This window comes from Allobosea sp. (assembly GCF_035999205.1).
Classification (GTDB): Bacteria; Pseudomonadota; Alphaproteobacteria; order Rhizobiales; family Beijerinckiaceae; genus Allobosea.
The window spans coordinates 1-18,240 of record NZ_DASYHA010000009.1 but is presented as its reverse complement, the minus strand read 5'-3'; the positions used below and the strand labels follow the sequence as shown (position 1 = coordinate 18,240).

Here is an 18,240-nt window from a genome sequence, read left to right as displayed (position 1 = left end):
CCATCCGCGGGGGATCCTGGAGGCAAGAAAGGGCGCCCTTTCGGGCGCCCTCTTGATTTGGCGTGGATGTCGGGGTGTCCGGCTCAGACGAAGCGGAAGTCGTCCTGGCTGAGGCTGGCGAGCTGGACGCCCTTCAGCGTCAGCGTGGTGTCGGCGTCGATCGTGAACACCGTGTCGGCGCCGAGCTGATCCGCCGCCTCCATCGCCGCGTCGAAATCGGCGAAGAGGCCGATCGAGAACTCGAGCACGTCCGAGCTCGCACCCGTCGTCCTGAAGTCGGTGATCGTGTCCTTGCCGAAGCCTTGCGCGAAGACGAAGACGTCATGGCCGGAACCGCCGGTCAGGCTGTCGTCGCCCGCGCCGCCCTCGATGCGGTCGTCGCCCGAGCCGCCGTCGATGACGTCGTGGCCGGCGCCGCCGAGCACGATGTCGTCGCCCGAGCCGGCATCGACGCTGTCGTCGCCTTCGCCGGCCTCGACCCGATCGTCGCCCGAGCCGGCCTTGATCACGTCGTTGCCGGTGCCGCCATAGACCGCGTCATGGCCCGAGCCGCCGTCGAGCGTGTCGTTGCCCGCGCCGCCCCAGAGGCTGTCGTCGCCGGCGCCGCCCTTCAGCGTGTCGTGGCCGGCGCCGCCATCGAAGGCGTCGTCGCCATTGCCGCCGGTGACGACGTCGTCACCGGTGCCGAAGAGAAGCTTCTCGATGTTGACGAAGCTCGTCGTGCCGATGCCCGCGCCCGAGGCCTTGCCGCCGGCGAAGTCGACGCTGACCGGGCCGGTCGCGGCCGAGAGGTCGAGCGTGTCGAAGCCCGCGCCGCCGTCGATCAGGTCATGGCCGGCGCTGGCGACGAAGCGATTGTCGCCGTCATCGCCGATCAGCACGTCGTCGCCGGCGCCGCCGATCACCGTCTCGATCGAGATGAGCTCGTCCACGCCGATCTCCGCGCCCGAGGCGAGGCCCTCAGCGAGGTTGACCGTGACGCCGGCGGTGTCGTCGGAGTAGTCGGCCGCGTCGATGCCCTCGCCACCGTCGAGGAGATCGTCGCCGGCCCCGCCCTTCAGCACGTCGTCGCCGTCGCCGCCGACGAGCTCGTCGTCGCCCGCGCCGCCGACCAGCGTGTCGTCGCCGGCCTCGCCATGCAGCTCGTCATCGCCTTCGCCGCCCTCGACCGTGTCGTTGCCGGCCCCGGCCCGCACCATATCGTCGCCGTCGCCCGCCTGGATCACGTCGTCGCCGACCGTGCCCGCAAGCTCGTCATCGCCGGGCGTGCCGACCGGGACATAGGGCGCGACCGTCACGGTGACGGTCGCGGTCGCCGTGCCGCCCTTGCCGTCGGAGACGGTGTAGCTGAACAAAGCCTCGCCGGAGAAGCCCGCGGCCGGGGTGAAGACGACCTTGCCCTGGGCGTCGAGCAGGACGGTGCCGCCGCTGAGTGCCGCGACCGACAGGATCGCGAGCGCATCGCCGTTCGCATCGCTGTCGTTGGCGAGCAGCGTCGCCGGATCGATCGCCAGCACCGCGCCATAGGCCGTGCCGAAGCCGCTGTCGTTGCCCGCGACAGGAGCCGCGTTCGGCGGGGCGATGGTCAGGCTGACGGTCGCTTCCGTCTTGCCGCCCCGTCCATCATCCACGAGCACGGTGAAGCTGTCCTCGCCGGTGAAGCCCGTTGCGGGGGTGTAGCGATAGGTGCCGTCCGAATAGACGAAGACCGTGCCGTGCGACGGGCCCTGCTTGAGGCTGAAGATCAGCGACGCACCGGCATCCTGATCCGAGGCCGAGACCTGACCGGTGACGAGCGTGTCCTTCAGGCCCGCGACTTCGCTGTCCGCGGCCGTGGGAGCGTGGTTGACCGGCAGTACGTCGCCCGCATCGGCGATCTTGACGAAGTGGACGTCGTCGAGCGCCACGCCCGCGCCCCAAGAGTCCTTGACGCCCGTGTCCATGAACTCCAGCCGGTTCGAGCCGTTGCCCGAGCCGCCCTTAACCTCGAAGCTCAGCGTCACCCAGCTCGCGCCTGTCTGCGGCGGCAGGCCGTCGAAGATGACCTCGCCGTTCCACAGCACGACGATGCCGTCGTCGAAGCGCCCGGTATCGGAGTCGGAGAGCGAGAAGCTGACCCGGTAGGTCGCGCCTTCCTCAGCCAAGGAAATCGTCTGGCCGATCTTGTTGCGGGCCGTCTGGCCGGCGCCGTCCATGTCGATCCAGAACTTGCCGTCCTTGGCGACGACGCCCCCGTAGTTGTCGAGGTGCTGTTCGATGCGCTTGAAGTTGGCATTCGTCCAGCCGAGGATCTGGCCGTCGAGGTTCCGGTAGCCCCAGTCGGCGCCGCCATTGTAGCCGCTGGACTCGCTGATGTCCTCGAAGCTGCCGTTGATGATGAGGTCGGTGCCGATCGCGATCTGCGAGGTCGACGACTTCACGGTCAGGTCGATGGTTGCGGTGTCCTTGCCGCCGCGACCGTCATCGACGAGATAGGTGAAGCTGTCGGCTCCGCTGAAGCCGGCCGTGGGTGTATAGCGGTAGGTGCCGTCCGTGTAGACGAAGACCGTGCCATGGGCTGGGCCTTCGGCGAGGCTGTAGATCAGCACGGTGCCGGCATCCTGGTCCGAAGCCGAGAGCTGGCCGGTGATGAGGGTATCCTTCATACCCTGGGCCTGGCCGTCGACGGCGACGGGTGCCTGGTTGGCCGGCAAGATGTCACCGGCATTCGCGATCTTGACGAAGCGCACGTCGTCGAGCGCCGTGCCTGCGCCCCAGGAGTCGGTCACGCCCTTGTCGATGAATTCGAGCCGGTTCGTGCCGTTGCCGGAGCCGCCCTTCACCTCGAAGTTGAGCGTCGTCCAGCTCGCGCTGGTCTGCGGCGGCAGGCCGTCGAAGATGACTTCGCCATTCCACAGGACGATCACGCCGTCGTCGTAGTTGTTCCTGTCGGAGTCTGAGAGCGAGAAGCTCACCTTGTAGGTCGCGCCCTCTTCGACATGAGCGATGGACTGGCCGATCCGGTCGACGGTCGTGCCCGTCTGCGAATGGTCCATGTCGATCCAGATCCGGCCATCCTTGGCGACGATACCGCCATAGTTGTCCCAGTGCTGCTCGATGCGCTTGTTGTTGACGTTGGTCCAGCCGACGATCTGGCCGTCCTGGTTGCGGTAGCCCCAGTCGTTCGCGCCGTTGTTGCCGGAGGATTCGCTGAGGTCCTCGAAGCTGCCGTTGACCATCAGGTCAGTGCCGAGAAGGATGCCCTGCGCGACATTGAAGCTAACGACCGACTCGACGATCCCGCCATGCCCGTCGTTGACGAGGTAGCTGAAGCTGTCGGTGCCGGAGAAGCCAGCGGCCGGCGTGTACTTGTAGGTGCCGTCGGCGTTGAAGACGAGCGTGCCGTTGGCCGGGCCGTCACCCAGGCTATAGGTGAGCTGGTCGCCATTGGCGTCGGTGGCCACGACCTTGCCGTTGAAGGCGACGTTCTGGCTGGTGGTAAGGTCGGTGTCCTCAGTCTCCGGCGCGACGTTGCCCGGCACAGGCATGACCGGATCGGCAACCTTCACCAGGCGCAAGTCATCGAGCGTGGCCGCGAAGCTGCCCCCCGCGCCCTCGAAGACCAGATCGTTCGAGCCATTGCCTGCGCCGCCCTTGAGCATGAAGTGGAGCTTGTCGCCTGCGGCAGAGGGGATACCCTCATAGACCACCTGGCCGCCCCAGAGCACGCGCACGCCGTCATTGCCCGTCGGCAGATCGGCCAGCGAGAAGCTCAGGCGATAGACCGCGCCGCTCTCGACGCTCGGGATGTCGTAGGAAAGGGTGCCTTCAGGAAAATCGCCGGCGGCGACGAGGTCGGTGCCGACCGTGACCGTCGAGGGGATCGCGAAGGCGGGCGCATTCGCCAGCACGTCCTGCAGGCCGGGCAGCACGGCCGCGACTTCGGCATCGGTGCCGTCCACGGCGAGCGCCGCGAGCTCGGCGCCGGTCAGCGTGAAGCCATCGGTGGTCGTGATGGAAGCGGGCTGATGCGCCGGATCGACGCCGTTGAGCAGGACGAGCGCGTCGTTGCCGGCGCGGATGATCAGGTTGTTGCCGTCACGGATGACGCTGACGCTGGCCGGGGTGACGCCGTCGAAGACGATCGTGCTGGTGGCGTCGAGCGAGACGAGGTCGATGCCGTCGCCGGTGCGGAAGACGATCTTGTCGCCCGTCGCGACGATGACGTCGTTGCCGGCGCCGCCGGTGAGGATGTCCGAACCCGTGCCGCCTTCGAGATAGTCAGACCCCGAGCCGCCGACGAGCTCATCGTTGCCGGCGCCGCCGAAGAGAAGGTCGTTGCCAGCATCGCCATAGAGCAGGTCGTCGCCCACGCCGCCGCGGACGATGTCGTCGCCCGACATGGCGTAGATGACATCCTTGTCGGTGCCGCCGTTGATCTCGCTGCCCTGGTCCGTGCCATAGACGACGGTCCGACCGTTGAGGAGCTTTTCGAGCGCCGGGCGGGCGAGCTGCGTGTTGTCGTTGATGATGCCGTCCACGCCGAGATTGAGGGCGTTCTGGACATCGGCCTCCGTGCCGGCGACCGTCCAGCCATTGACCTTGAGGCCGGCAGCCTGCGCGGCCGCGACGGTGTCCTTGTTGATCAGCGCCATCTGGGGCGCGAGGCCATCGAGCTCGCCCATCGTACCCTGCGGGTTCGTGGCGTTGGCAATCTTCGCGTCGGTGATGTTGTCGGTCAGCCAGACGAGCGGGAAGTCGACGTCGTACTTGTTGTCCATCAGGTCGCGGAGGACCTTGTGGTCGGTCGCGAAGGTCTGGAAGACGATGCGCTCCGGATCGGCGAAGTCGGCCGCAACGAGATCGGCCAGCATGGCGTCATAGGTCGAATAGCCGGTGCTCTTGGTCTCGACGAGGATGCCGAGCTTACGGCCGGTCTCGAGTTCCATCTGCTTGGTCAGCGCGATGATCTCGTCGAAGGTGATGATGCCTGGCACCGCCGCCTTCACCTCGGCATAGGTCATGTTCGCGATGCCGCCCGGAAGGTCGTCATGGTAGCTGACCAGCTCGCCGTCCTTGGTCAGGCGGAGGTCGATCTCGATGAAGTCCGCCCCGTACTTGAACGCCCATTTGTAGGCGTCCGTCTCGTTGTCCGTGTAGGGGTTGGTGCCGCGATGGGCGTAAAGAACGGGCTGGTCAGCCATGACTCATCTCCAGAAGCAGGCAACAGTCGATCGTTCCCGGCAGCGGGTCCGCTGCGGGCATGCGTGAAGAACGGATTCTTGATTGCGAGCCGCGCCCGGCCGGGCGCAGCTTCTTTTCGTTGGGTTAGAGCCGGATCCGATCAGGTTGGAACGACCTGATCGGTGAATCCGCCTCTAAACAATGGATTGAGAACGCGTGATCCGATCGGATTGCTGCGCAATCTGATCGGCGCGTGCTCAAGGCCTCACGGCCGTCTCCGAACTGCTGACGAACTGGACGCCGGACTGGTCCAGCATCTGCCGTATGGTGGCCGGCGGTTCTGCGTCGCAGAACACCGCGGAGACCTGATCGATGCGTCCGCCATGGACATGGGCGGGACGCGTGAACTTCGACGAATCGAGGACGAGGAAGGACCTGCGGCAGTTGCGCATCATCGCTTCGCGGGCACGCACCTCCTCCTCGGAGAAATCCAGCAGCGAGCCGTCCTCGTCGATGCCGCCAACGCCGAAGATCGCGACGTCGACCTTGTAGGACGCGAAGAAGCCGTCGACCGTCGGGCCGCAGACGTCTACATCGCCGCCGCGGACCGCGCCGCCGGCGATCGCCAGCGCGAAATCGGAGTTCTGCCCGACCATCACCGCGAGCGGCAGGTTGTTCGTCACGATCTTCAGCTGACGGTGCGACAGCAGGGCCTCGGCGACGAACTGCGTGGTGGTGCCGATGCCAAGCGAAATCGATTCTCCGTCGCTCACCCGGCTCGCGACGGCGGCTGCGATGCTCTGCTTGGCTTCGCGATTCAGCACGCGACGATCCTTAAAGGTGAGATTGCCGCTGCGGGTCAGGCTCTCGATGCCGCCATGGCGGCGCCTGGCGACACCCTGATCGCAGAGCGCCACCAGGTCGCGGCGGATCGTCTGCGTGGCGACGGCGAAATGCGTCGCCAGCTCCTCGACGCTGATGAAGTCCCTGCTGCGCAGCATTTCGGCGATCGCCATCTGCCGCCCGTCCGAGCCCATCGCGATGTTCAAATGAAAGCCGTTCATGTTCATGTGACTGCGATAGCGTCGCCCTGTGACGCTCGTGCGACGGTTAAGCGATCCTGAACGCGAAACCGAAAAACGGGCCTCGCCATGATCTGGAAGCGTGCAGGAGCGACCCAGGACTCGCCCTGGATCAGGTGTGCAGCCGACGGAAGTTCGTCGTTCAGCCGGCGAATTTGGCGGGCGCTTGGGCGGATTTTCAGCTGAATCATGTCCGGCATTTGGCATCACAGGTGCCGGGAGGGCCGCCGGTCGCTCATCGGCGCAGCGGCGCGAGCGAGCCTCGACGACGGTTTCTGGGCGGCGGGGGAGAGCGCACAGCATCGGTCGAGGAAAGAGGTTCATGTGAGCTTCTTGTGAATGTCGTCCGCACGCCCCGCGCAACAGCAAGCGCATCGGGCCGGATTTTGAGGGCCGGAAAGCCGACAACGCCTTGTCGCCAGCTTCTCCACCATCCGCAATCGCTTCGCGCCGCCAAGCCGCGTCGCTCAGCTATCGCCACTGACCTGCATCGGTGCCAGGTCGCGCCTGGCGGCGCATTCCTGCGGGCTCGCGTTCAGTGGCGGAAGCTGCGCGCGAGCTGGTCCTCGAAGGGCTTGACCAGATAGGCGAAGGCGGTCCGCGTGCCGGTCTGGATGAAGGTCTCCACCGGCATGCCGGGCAGCAGGGTCTTGCCGCCGAGGCGCTTCAGCTCGGAGCGGTCGATCGCGAGGCGCACGGTGTAGAAGGTCGCGCCGGTCTGCTGGTCGGTGCTGGAATCGGCCGAGACATGGATCAGCTTGCCCTTGAGATCCGGTGTCGTCGCGCTGTCGAAGGCCGGAAAGCGCAGCATCGCCGGCTGACCGATGTGCAGGCGGTCGATCATCGTCGGCTCGACCCGGGCTTCCACCACGAGACCGTCGGATTCCGGCACGATCAGCATGATCTGCTCGGCCGGGCCGATGACGCCCCCGATCGTATGCACGATCTGCTGGTGCACGAGGCCATCCTGCGGAGCACGCATCTCGATCCGGTCGAGCTGGTCGCGTGCCGCGACGCGGCGCTCGGAGAGATCCGCGATCTTGCCGTCGACATCGCGCAGCTCGGCGGTGACCTCGCGGCGCAGATCCTCGTCGATCTGGATAATCTGCAATTCGACCTCGGCGATCCGGCCCTTCACGCGCGCGGTATCGGAGGTCAGGCTGCCCTGCTCGCCGACGAGGCGCGAGGCTTCGCGCTGCAGCGCGGTCAGCCGCGAGATCGCGACCAGGCTCTGGTCGTAGAGCTTCTGGACGCCGTCGAGCTCCTGGTTGATCAGGTTCGCCTGCGTCCGGCGCGCCTCGATCTGAGCGGCCAGGCCCCTGATCTCCTCATGCGACTGGGCGATCCGTTCGCGGAACTGCGAGCGCTGGACCTCGGCCGCGGCGCGGCGGCTGCGGAACAGGCGCTGTTCGCCGGCGACGGCTGCCATGGCCATCGGCTCGTGGGAGCGGTTGCCGAGCTCTGCGGGTAGCTCGAGTTCGGCCGCGCCGTCGCGCTCGGCCTCGAGCCTCGCCTTGCGCGCCAGGAAGCGCGTCAGTTCAATCTCGATCAGAGCCAGACTGGCGCGCGCATTGGTTTCGTCGAGCCTCACCAGCACGTCACCGGCCTTGACCCGGTCGCCCTCCTTGACGCGGATCTCCGCGACCACGCCGCCGGAAGGGTGCTGGATACGCCGGACATTGCTCTCGACCACGACCTTGCCGGACGCGATCACGGCGCCGGAGAGCGGCGCGGTCGCCGCCCAGAGGCCGACCGTGCCGGCGAGCACCGCGATGGTCGCCACGCCGAACAGCGTCGCGCGGCGGATGTCGCGGCGCGGGTCGGGGCGCTTGCCCGGCGCCGGAGCCGTGCCTGACGGCGACGGGATGCGGCCCGCCATGTTCTCGTTAACCGCGCGCATCGGCTGCCACCATGATCCTGGGGTTGGAGGGCGTGGGCGCAACCGCGGCGGGCTTGGCCGCCAGGCTCTTGCGAAGGACCTCCTCCTTCGGCCCGAACGCCTGAACCTGGCCATCGGCCATGATCAGGACGAGGTCGATGCAGGCGAGCGCCGAAGGGCGGTGGGCGACGATGACGACAATGCCGCCGCGAGCGCGCACGCCGGCGATCGCGGCGGTCAGGGCGGCGTCGCCATCGGCATCGAGGCTGGCATTGGGCTCGTCGAGCACCACGAGGAAGGGATCGCGGTAGAGCGCGCGCGCCAGTGCGATGCGCTGGCGCTGTCCGCCGGACAGGATGCCGCCCGCCTCGCCGATGGGCGTCTCGAACCCCTTGGGCAGACCGAGGATCAATTCATAGGCGCCGGCGGCCTTGGCGGCGGCCCGCACCGCGTCCTCGCTCATCGCGGGATCGAAGCGGGCGATGTTGTCGGCCACGGTTCCGGCGAAAAGCTGAACGTCCTGCGGCATGTAGCCGATGATCTCGCCGCGCACCTCTTCGGGCCACTGGTCGAGTGTCGCGCCATCCAGACGCAGGCTCCCGCGTTGCACCGGCCAGACGCCGACCAGGCTGCGCGCCAGCGTCGACTTGCCCGAGGCCGACGGGCCGATCACCGCCAGCCCCTGGCCAGCCTCCAGCGTGAAGCCGACATCCTTGACCGTCACGGTCTGGCTGCCAGGCGGCGCGATGAAGGCATGCTCGAGCACGACACGCCGCGTCGGCCTTTCGGGCGCTGTCGCCGGCTCCGTGGCATCATCCGTCAGCGCGGCCTGCAGCCGGCGCCAGGCCTGCCGCGCGCCGATGAACGGCCGCCAGCTGTTGATCGCGAGGTCGATCGGCGCCAGCGCGCGGCTGCTGAGCACCGAGGAGGCGATCATCACGCCGGACGAGGCCTGGTCATGCATCACCAGCCAGGCGCCGACGCCAAGCATGGCCGATTGCAGCATGAAGCGGATGACCTTCGAGATGCCGCCGAGGCTGCTGGTGATGTCGGCGGCACCGAGGCTGGCCGAGACATGGCGGTCATTGGTTCGCTCGAACAGGAGCGTGATGCGCTTGCCCATCCCCAGCGCGCCGATGACCTCCGCATTGCGTCGCGCCGTCTCGATCAGCGCGGAGCGCTCGCTGCCCGAACGCGCCACCTCCGCGCTCGGCCGGCGGGACATGACCTCCGTCAACAGGGCGAGCACGGTGAGGATCAGGGCACCGGCGACCAGCGTCCAGCCGAGATAGGGATGAAGCACGAAGCAGAGCCCGCCATAGAGCGGGATCCAGGGCAGGTCGAACAGCGTCGTCGGGCCAAGCCCGGCGAGGAAGCCGCGAACGCTGTCGAGATCCCGCGAAAGCTGGCTGCCGCCAGATGCCCCGCGCACCTGCCCGGCCATAATCGCGCCGAGCACCGGCCCGCCGAGCTTGCGGTCGAGTTCGACGCCGATGCGACTGAGGATGCGCTGGCGCAGCCAGTCGAACACGCCGAGCAGGATGTAGAGCGCCGCGACGATGAGCGACAGCGCGACGAGCGTCGGCACGCTGCGCGAGGGCAGCACCCTGTCGTAGACCTGCAGCATGTAGATCGAGCCCGCCAGCATCAGCACGTTGACGAGGGCGGAGAACAGGGCGACGGCGAGAAAGGCCGAGCGGCAGGAAGCCAGCGCTTCGCTCGCGGCGTTCTTGGAGGTTTTTGGAAGCAAGGGCCGTTTTCCCGGATGCAAACCGAACTGGACGAGTCCGCGGCCTCCCGAGGGGATCCTGAAGCCGAGACCTCCGCGAATTCGCTCGCCGACGACCGGCCTGATGGCCGCGTGCCGTCGGTGAGCGGCGCGAAGCGTTAGGGAGCGCATATGACACTGCGGTGAAACTGCTTGCCGTTCGCCGGCAAAGCATAGCGATGCAGCGCTCTTTCCCACAGATGCTGGCAGCCGCATCCGCACCTCGAGCACCGGTCCCGAGCGGATTCCAGCCTCACCCGTGCAGGTGGGCGCACCAGTTCAGCCGGACCATCGGGACAACGTCGGCGGCCGACACGCACGCCAGTAACGCCGAGCTGCCGCCTCGCACTCGGTGGCCGTCGAAAAAAAGGACTCGGTTAAAAAACCGTTAAATCACTGTCATCGTCAGCAATTCTTTAGCGCGCCGAGGCCCGGTCATTCGCGGGCCTGGCTGCGGCCCTGCGGGGCTGTGGCCTGCCTGTCTTGACCTAAAGGAATTTTGCTATGGCGCGCCCAGTCGGTACGGTCAGCTTTGTCGGAACCAGCCCTGACGCCGGTGGCGGCGTCACGTTCCGGGTCCTCGAACCCGTGCTCGCAGGCGACGTGATCACGATCCGGCAGGACGGCTCGGACGAGTTCGGCGGGAGCGCGGCAAGCTGGACCTGGACGGCCGACCGCGACATCGATGCGGGCGAGACCGTGACGGTTCAGGGGCTGGGCGCGGGCGCCGTCGAAGCGCAGCAGGATCCGGAAACCACGGGCAGCGTCGGCTCGTCGCAGTCCATCGGCGGAAGCTCGACGAATCCCGGCCTGATCGACACGACGCTCGACAACGACTTCATCGATCCCGCGATCAATCTCGGGACGCCGGCCTCGAGCCCCGTCTTCAGCCGTGCGGCAAATGTCGCAGTTGACACCGGCGCCGGAGATGGCGGGCGCGCGGCGCGCAGCAGCGTCTCGGCCTTCAGCGCCAGCATGGCGACCGAGGCACTTGCGGCAGAGGAGGCGGCTTCGGACGCTGCGCCGGCAGCCGAGGTCGTCACGTCGACCAACCCGTTCGGCGACGGCAATGACAGCTTCACCAATGATGAAGTGCTGTTCAGCGGCGTCTCGATGCTCGGCGGCGACGACACGCTGGTCAATTCCGGCACGATCATCGGCCTCGACGGCGTTGCCATCGACATGGGCGACGGCAACGACAACGTCACGCTGCTCGAGGGCTCCAACATCTATGGCGAAATCCGGCTCGGGGCCGGCGACGACCGCCTGGATGCGAGCAAGGTCGAGGACGATCTCGTCGTCGATGCCGGCTCCGGAAACGACATCGTGGTTACCGGCGCGGGCGACGATCTCGTGCGTGGCGGTGCGGGCGACGATCAGATCGACGGCGGCGAAGGCGACGACGCGCTGCATGGCGGCGACGGCAACGACCGGTTGGTCGGTGGCCTGGGCGATGACTTCCTGCTCGGCGGGGACGGCAACGACACGCTGGTCGGCGGCGAAGGCAATGACCTGCTCGACGGCGGCGAAGGTATCGACACGGCCGACTACTCGGCCGAGACGACCGGCGTGACGGTCGACCTGCCGACCGGCAAGGCGACCTCTGAGGACATCGGCACCGACACCCTGCAGGGGATCGAGAACGTCGTTGGCGGCGCGGGCAACGACGTCCTGATCGGCAACGACCTGGCCAACGTCCTGAATGGCGGCGCGGGCAATGATCGCATCGTCGTCGGCGCCGGCGACACTGCAATCGGCGGTGAAGGCGACGACAGCATCGAGGTTAAGGCCGGCGCCGGCGCCGCCACGATCGTCGATGGTGGGGCGGCCAACGACATCATCAAGCTCCTCGGTTCCGGCACCGGCTCGCTCGCCGCATCGACCGGCGTCGAGCGGCTCGAGGTCCAGGGCGGCAGCTGGTCGGTTGCCGGCAGCGCCGCCTACAACGAGATCGCCATCCGCAACGGAGCGACCGTCACCTCCGGCATCGTTATCGACAATAACGACAAGGTCGGGATTGGTGCCGGCGGCAAGCTCTCCGTCGCTAGCAATGCCGTGACCTGGGCGGGCGGCGGCAACGCCGTGCTCACCAATGCCGGCCTGATCGAAGTCGCGTCCGGGCGCCTGCTACAGACGAGCGCCGGCGCAACCGGTTCGCTCACGATCGACAATCTCGCCGGCGGCACGCTGCGCGGCGCGCTCAATCCGAGCCAGGCCGGTGCGGCCACGGCCAGCATCGTCGTCAACAATGCCGGTCTGATCGAGGCCAACGGGCGTGTGCTCGACTTCCGCGACTTCGACACCAACGGCGCCAGCGCCACGATCAACAACCTCGCCGGCGGTGTCATTCGCCAGTTTGGCACCAACACCGACGTGATCCGGCCGGGCCAGAACGGCACCGTCAACAACTGGGGCACGATCGCGGCCGAGGCCGGCGCTGTTGGCGGTGGCGACCTGATCGACTTCCAGAGCGACACCGGCGGCAAGGTGAACAACCGTGCCGGCGGTCTGCTGGACGGTGCGCGCCACGCCATCACCGGCGATCATGCTGTCACGGTCCTCAATGAAGGCACGATCATCGGCCGCAATGGCTCGGCGGTGAACATCGACAACGACGGCACCGAAGCCGACCGCGTCAACATCACCAACCATGGCGTCATGCAGGGCCGCTCGGCCGGCCTCGCGGACAGCGACGGCGACGCGATCGACGTCGACGGGCTCGTCTACCTGCTCAACACAGGCACCGTCGAAGGGCTCGGCGCCAATGGCTATCACGACGGCGAGCCGAACGTCTCGGAAGGCATCGCGGTCGGCGGCGGCACCATCGTCAACGACGGCACGGGCAAGATCTACGGCTATGGCCGCGCCATCCAGGTCGACAACTCCAGCAACGCGAACGCGCTGGGCGCGACCCTGATCGTCAATCGCGGCCTGATCCAGGGCGACGGCCACGGCCCCGAGAACGTCTCGGCCACGGACGCTGCCCGCTTCGACCTGCGCGGTAACGAGGCGATCAATCTGGTCGGCGGCTATGCCGACGAGATCATCAACACCAGCGGCGGCCGGATCATCGGCGGCGTCTCCATGGGCGGCGGCAATGACAAGCTCGGCAACTCCGGGCTGATCAAGGCCACCGGGGGCTCCGCCATCGACATGGGCGCCGGCGACGACCACCTGAACCTCTATGTCGGCGCCTCGGTTGAAGGCAGGATCCTGCTCGGCGAAGGCAACGATCTCGTCACCGCCACCTCCTGGGGTGATTTCGACATCGACGGCGAGGAGGGTGACGACCAGATCTATCTCGACGCCGGCGACGACACGGTTCGCGGCGGCACCGGCAACGACACCATCTATGCCGGTGCGGGTGACGACTTCATCGACGGCGGCGACGGAAACGACGTGCTGAACGGCGAGGCCGGCAACGACACCATCCATGGCGGCGCGGGCAACGACATCATCAGCGGCGGCGCGGGCGACGACACGATCTATGCCGGCGCTGGCGACGACGTGATCAAGGCCGGTCCGGGCAACGACTATGTCGACGGCGGCGACGGCTACGACACCCTCGACCTGTCGGCCGCCAGCGGCGCCCTCTATGTCGACATGGCCTCGGGCCGTGTCGCCGGAGCGGGCATCGGCATCCAGACCTTCGCCAACATCGAGAACCTGTCCTTCGGCGACGGCGACAATGTCGTCACCGGCGGCAATGGCGACGACAGCTTCGACGGCGGCGCCGGCAACGACACGCTGAATGGCGGCGCCGGTGACGATGCGCTGTTCGGCGGCCTCGGCAACGATACGCTGAAGGGCGGCTCGGGCGACGATCTCGTCGATGGCAGCGCCGGCAACGACGATGTTTCCGGCGGCTCCGGCGACGACGTCCTGCTCGGCGGCCTCGGCCAGGACGTGCTGAACGGCGGCTCGGGCGACGACGTGCTCGATGGCGGCGCGGGCGACGACATCCTGACCGGCGGCTCCGGAAACGACAGCTTCGTCTTCGCCGCAGGCTTCGGCCGCGACACGATCACGGACTTCGCCGGCGGCGAGGACGTCATCGAGTTCGGCAGCGACGTCTTCGCTGATTTCGACACGCTGATCTCACATGCGACGCAGGTGGGGTCGGACGTCGTCATCGCCGTCGACGGCAGCAACGCGCTGACCTTGAGCGGCGTGCAGCTGGGCTCGCTCCACGTCGACGACTTCCGCTTCGTCTGATCGAGCGGAAATGCGCCAGAGCGCTATCCGGGGGTGTCCGAGGACGCTCCCGGATGGTGCAACCGTGCCTCCCGGCAGGCCGCTTCACCTTGAACCGTCCAACTTGCTCAGGCCGCGATGTCGCGACCGTGACCCTCTTCTTTGCGCTTCGGAGTCACCCTCATGTCCGACATCGTTCTTCTCGCCCATCGCGGCAGCAATCCCTATCCGGACCATACGGTCGAGGCTTACAGCTGGGCCGTGAACTGGGGCGCCGACTTCATCGAGCCCGACCTGTACCTGACCAAGGACGGTGTCCTCGTCGCCAGCCATGATGACCACAACTACGCCAACCTGACCTATGCGGAGGCCAAGGCGATCGAGCCGGCGCTCATGACCTTCGGCGAGGTCATCGAGCTCGCCAAGGCGATGTCGGTCGAGACCGGGCGCGCCATCGGCATCGTTCCCGAGACCAAGAACACCAGCTACGCAACCAGCGAGGCCGTCATCAAGGTGCTGGTCGAGCACGGCTTCACCGATCCCGATCTGGTCGTGATCCAGAGCTTCAGCCCGACCAATCTGCAGCAGTTGCACGATACGATCATGCCGCAATACGGCGTGGACATTCCGCTGGCCTATCTGCGCAGCGGCATCGGCGACCCCGTCGCGATCGCGACCTTCGCCGACATGGTCGCGCCCGCGGTCAACTCCTTCACCGCGGCGGATGTCGCGGCGGCGCATGCGGCCGGCCTCAAGGTCGTCACCTGGACGATCCTCGGCGCCAAGGCCGATGTCCAGAAATACGTCGACATGGGCGTAGACGCGATCTTCGTCGATGACACCAAGCTCGCCCGCGAAAGCATTGCGGAGATCGCCGGGGCGAAGGCGGTCTTCGGTTCGACCCAATGGGATGTGGTCAACGGCTCCGAGGGCGCCGACGTCATTTATGCCATTTCGGGCGACGACATCCTGCGCGCCGGTGACGGCAATGACGTGCTCTACGGCGATGCCGGCAACGACCTGCTGTTCGGTGGCGCCGGCGACGACCGGCTCATTGGCGGTTCGGGCAACGATTATCTCGCTGGCGGCTCGGGCAGCGACGTGCTCAGCGGCGGCGCCGGCAACGACGTGATCGTCGCAACGGGCGATCAGGTGGTCTTCCGCGCCGGAGACGGCATCGACCTCGTCTCGCTCGACTCGACAAGCACGATCCTCTTCGACGGCATCACGCCGGTCTCGGTCAGCGTGATCCGTGACGGCAGCAACCTCATCATCCGCTCCGGCAGCGACGCGATCGTCCTGCTGAACGGCGTCGACGCCGCGCATCGGCCGGCCTCGATCACCACGGCCGACGGCTTCACGCTGAGCGGCGCCGAGCTTGCGGCGCTCGCCGTGGACGGAAGCGATACCGAGGTCGCGGCCCTGCTGCCGGGCCTTGAGGACGTGCTCGCCACTGCGCCTGCCTTCGCCACCCCCTCGACGATCGCGCTCGGCACCGACCTCGTCGCCGAGGGCGATTTCGAGGGCGGCGTCCTCTCGCAGCGGATCGAGGATGCCGAGACCGGCGCGACCTACCGTCTGAGCTTCTCGCTGTCCGACCTGCCGACGGGCGATGACGGCGTGCGCGTGACGTGGGGCGGCCAGGTGCTCTTTGAAGGTGTGCCGTCCGGGGCCGGCAGCGACCTGCATTTCATCGTCAAGGGCGGGGCCGGGGACGGCTCGAACCAGCTCATCTTCGAGGGCATGGGGACGGGCTTCGGCGCCGCGCTCGACGACGTTCATCTCGTCAAGCTCGCCGATGCGGTCCTCCCCGTGCCCGGCAACGCCGCGCCCGAAGCCGATGACGACGCGCTCGTGATCAGCCAGGGCTTTTCCTATCGTGGCCAGGTCGCGGCGACTGACGCCAATGGCGACATGCTGACCTACAGCCTCCTCGACGGCCCCGCCCATGGCGCGCTCGTCCTCAACGCTGACGGCAACTACCGTTATGTTCCGGAGGCCGGCTTCGCGGGCGCGGATGCGTTCAGTGTCCTCGTGAATGACGGCCGCGGCGGCGTCATCGAAACGAGCGTGAATTTCAATGTCGTGCCGGGCATCGTCATCGGCACCGACCTCGTCGCCAATGGCAGCTTCGAGGACATCTCGGCATCCACCGGCAACAACGGCCCGAGCGACTGGGGTTATCGCAACCCCAACGGCATCATCGCCGGCTGGACCGACGTCAACGGCAACCGCATCGAGCAGCATTGGGATTCGCCCAACGGGGTCGTCGCCAAGGACGGCCGGATGTGGCTCGACATGGACGGCTACAACACCAACACCCACATCGTTCAGCAGGTCGGCCGTGTCGAGGCCGGCGCGACCTATGTGCTGAGCTTCTCGCTCGGTGATGCCGATACCGCGCTGTCCAATGACGGCATCCGCGTCGTCTGGAACGGTCAGCTGGTCTATGAGGGCATCCCGACCAATCCCTGGCAGACCCTCAGCTTCCGCGTTACCGGCGGTTCAGGCGACGGATCGAACAAGCTCGAATTCATCGCCACCGGCACCGGCCTGAACACCTACGGCGCTGCGCTCGACGATGTGCGCCTGGTCAAGCTCACGGAGCCCGGTACGGCTCCCGAGCAGAACACGGCGCCCGACGCCCTCGACGGCACGGCGAGCGGAACCCGGGGCAAGCCGATCGACGGCCAGCTGGCCGCGACGGATGCCGATGGCGACGTCTCGTTGACCTATGCGCTCGCCACGGGCCCCTCGCACGGCACGGTCGAGATCGATGCCGATGGCAGCTACCGCTACACGCCGGCTGCCGGCTACATCGGGCAGGATAGCTTCACCTTCACCGTCAGCGACGGCTATGGCGGCACGGATACGGCGATGCTGAGCCTGACGATCGCGCCGTCGACCGCGGTCGGCCCCGAGCTCATCGTCAATGGCGGCTTCGAGGACCTGACGGGAGCCGATGACGCCGCCAGCTGGGGTTATCGCAACACCAATCCCGCCGGCGTCATCGCCGGCTGGGTCAATACGGGCGACACCCGCGCCGAGGTGCATCGCGACACCGTCGGCGGCATCGGCGCCGTCGAGGGGACCTACTGGTTCGACATGGAGGGCGCGCCCAAGAACGCGCGGCTGGTCCAGACCGTTGCCGGCGTGACCGAGGGCGAGACCTACCGGCTGAGCTTCGCGATCGCCGACACCGACACCGCCCAGGCCAGCGACACCATCACGGTCTACTGGGGCGGGCAGATCATCTACACCGGCATCCCGAAGAACAAGTGGCAGGAGATCACGATCGACGTGGTCGGCGGTGCCGGTGACGGCTCCAACAAGCTCGAATTCGCGAGCACGACGGTGAGCCCGAATGGCGCCGGCGTGGCGCTGGACAAGGTCTCGATGGTCTGGATCGACCAGAGCCCCAACCTGATCGTCAATGGCAGCTTCGAGGACCTGACCGGCGCCAACAACGGCAATTGGAGCGGTGACTGGGGCTATCGCAACGACAGCGGCGTCATCGCCGGCTGGACCCAGACCAACACCGCCGCCGGCGGACGCGCCGAGCTGCATTTCGACACGCAGAACGGCGTCAGCGCCAAGGACGGCAAGGTCTGGTTCGACATGGACGGCAACGGCAACAACGCCAGGCTGGTCCAGAAGGTGGCGGGCGTCGAGGCGGGCGCGACCTACCGGCTCAGCTTCTTCATCGCCGACGCCGACGCCAGGACGACCGATGACGGCATCCGCGTCTACTGGGGCGGGCAGCTCGTCTATGAGGGCGTGCCGACGAACAGCTGGCAGGCGATCACGGTCGACGTCGTCGGCGGCACGGGCGACGGCACGAACGAACTGATCTTCCAGGGCACCGAAGCCAACCTCAACGGCTATGGCGCCGCGCTCGACGATATCTCGCTGCGCAAGATCGCCGACGCCCCGCCGCCGAACGCGGCGCCTGTGGCTGGCCATGACAGCGGCTTCGGCACAGCCTATGGCGCGGTGCTGGCGATCGATCCGGCGACGCTGCTCGCCAACGACAGCGATGCGAACGGCGATGCGCTCACGATCCTGTCGGTCGCGGCGCTCAGCGGCGGCACCGTCCTGCTCGACGCCCAGGGCAAGGTCGTCTTCACCCCGGCCGCGGGCTTCTCCGGCGAGGC

The 18,240-nt window shown here is 67.4% G+C and carries 6 protein-coding genes; 2 read left to right on the top strand and 4 right to left on the bottom strand.

The window, feature by feature from the left end:
* Positions 1 to 83 precede the first annotated feature (83 nt).
* The 4 genes from VGN82_RS01995 to VGN82_RS01980 all read right to left on the bottom strand — a co-directional run bounded on the left by VGN82_RS01995 (position 84) and on the right by VGN82_RS01980 (position 9,874).
* Entirely contained in the window at positions 84 to 5,183 is a 5,100-nt protein-coding gene (locus tag VGN82_RS01995) for an Ig-like domain-containing protein (RefSeq protein ID WP_327525313.1), read from the bottom strand.
* A gap of 237 nt (positions 5,184 to 5,420) precedes the next feature.
* Entirely contained in the window at positions 5,421 to 6,620 is a 1,200-nt protein-coding gene (locus VGN82_RS01990; protein ID WP_327525312.1) for a DeoR/GlpR family DNA-binding transcription regulator, read from the bottom strand.
* Positions 6,621 to 6,780: 160 nt separating this feature from the next.
* Positions 6,781 to 8,145, bottom strand: a complete 1,365-nt coding sequence (locus tag VGN82_RS01985; protein WP_327525311.1) for an HlyD family type I secretion periplasmic adaptor subunit — start codon at positions 8,143 to 8,145, stop codon at positions 6,781 to 6,783.
* Positions 8,132 to 9,874 carry a type I secretion system permease/ATPase gene (locus tag VGN82_RS01980; RefSeq protein WP_327525310.1) on the bottom strand — a complete coding sequence of 581 codons (1,743 nt, stop codon included), beginning with the start codon at positions 9,872 to 9,874 and terminating at the stop codon, positions 8,132 to 8,134. The genes VGN82_RS01985 and VGN82_RS01980 overlap by 14 nt, the downstream gene beginning before the upstream one ends.
* A 522-nt stretch (positions 9,875 to 10,396) precedes the next feature.
* On the opposite strand from VGN82_RS01980, the gene VGN82_RS01975 reads away from it, so the two are divergent.
* A complete protein-coding gene (locus VGN82_RS01975; protein ID WP_327525309.1) occupies positions 10,397 to 14,107 on the top strand; it encodes a beta strand repeat-containing protein in 3,711 nt (1,236 codons plus the stop codon).
* Between the two features lie 162 nt (positions 14,108 to 14,269).
* A partial coding sequence (locus tag VGN82_RS01970) for an Ig-like domain-containing protein (protein WP_327525308.1) occupies positions 14,270 to 18,240 on the top strand: 3,971 nt, incomplete at its 3' end.

What these genes read in the sequence shown, in the direction of transcription:
- VGN82_RS01990 (WP_327525312.1), bottom strand. Translation starts at nt 6,620, where the DNA reads ATGCGCTTGCTGTTGCGCGGGGCGTGCGGACGACATTCACAAGAAGCT.
- VGN82_RS01995 (WP_327525313.1), bottom strand. Translation starts at nt 5,183, where the DNA reads ATGGCTGACCAGCCCGTTCTTTACGCCCATCGCGGCACCAACCCCTAC.
- VGN82_RS01985 (WP_327525311.1), bottom strand. Translation starts at nt 8,145, where the DNA reads ATGCGCGCGGTTAACGAGAACATGGCGGGCCGCATCCCGTCGCCGTCA.
- VGN82_RS01975 (WP_327525309.1), top strand. Translation starts at nt 10,397, where the DNA reads ATGGCGCGCCCAGTCGGTACGGTCAGCTTTGTCGGAACCAGCCCTGAC.